Origin of the sequence: Marinobacter sp. ELB17, from assembly GCF_000169375.1 — a bacterium.
Classification (GTDB): domain Bacteria; phylum Pseudomonadota; class Gammaproteobacteria; order Pseudomonadales; family Oleiphilaceae; genus Marinobacter.
Genome location: NZ_AAXY01000075.1, coordinates 1 through 903 on the forward strand (window position 1 = coordinate 1; position 903 = coordinate 903).

The 903-nt window shown below is 55.5% G+C and carries 1 protein-coding gene; it reads right to left on the bottom strand.

Annotation, left to right across the window (positions count from 1 at the left end; genetic code table 11):
- Positions 1–151: 151 nt before the first annotated feature.
- Positions 152–903: sigma 54-interacting transcriptional regulator (locus MELB17_RS23090; RefSeq protein ID WP_007352764.1), on the bottom strand; the 752-nt coding region annotated here is incomplete at its 5' end.

Sequence of the window (903 nt, forward strand, 5' to 3'; positions counted from 1 at the left end):
GCCTGGTGGATTCACTGCGAACGCTGGGATTTGCCAACAGCGATCTGGGCGAAGTGGCTAGTTTCTTGCGCGGCATTTCCGGCCTATACGATCAGGCCGCACGCTCGGCGGCCTCGCTGTAAAAGCCCGCAGAGCGGCAAGGTGAAAATCTTCACTCTTTGAATTCGGCTTTGTCCAGACCGTGTTTTTTCATCTTGTCGTACAGGGTTTTGCGCGCAATACCGAGTTCAACCATGGTGTCTTTGATGCTGCCATGGCAGGCATTCAAAGCACTGATTAATGCCAGGCGTTCAAAGCCGTCCATTAGTTCCGCCAGTGTGCGGCGGCCATTCACGTTGGTATCTTGAGCCGTGTCGGTCTCGTCCAGAGCCGCCGGCCCCAGCAAGACATAGCGTTCGGCCAGATTTCGCAGCTCACGCACGTTGCCGGGCCAGTCGTGGTGCGTCAGTTTAGTTGCCTGGCCCGCGTTCAACGGGATGCTTTCGCGGTCATAGCGGGCCGCTGCAATCAGCACAAAGTGGTGAAACAGCGTGGGAATGTCTTCCTTGCGCTCGCGCAGTGGCGGGATATCCACTTTCACCACATTCAGGCGATAGTATAAGTCTGCACGAAACACACCCTCGTCGCTGAGGGTTTTCAGATTGGATTTGGTGGCTGCAATAATGCGTACGTCCACCTGCTGCACATGGTTGCTACCCAGACGCTCAACTTTCTGTTCTTCAAGCACCCGCAGCAATTTAATCTGCAGCGGCATGGGCATGCTTTCCACTTCATCCAGAAACAGCGTGCCCTGGTGGGCGTGCTCTATTTTACCAATACGGCGTTTTTCCGCACCGGTAAAGGCCCCCGCTTCGTGACCGAACAGCTCACTTTCAATCAGATTTTCCGGCACCGCACCGCAGT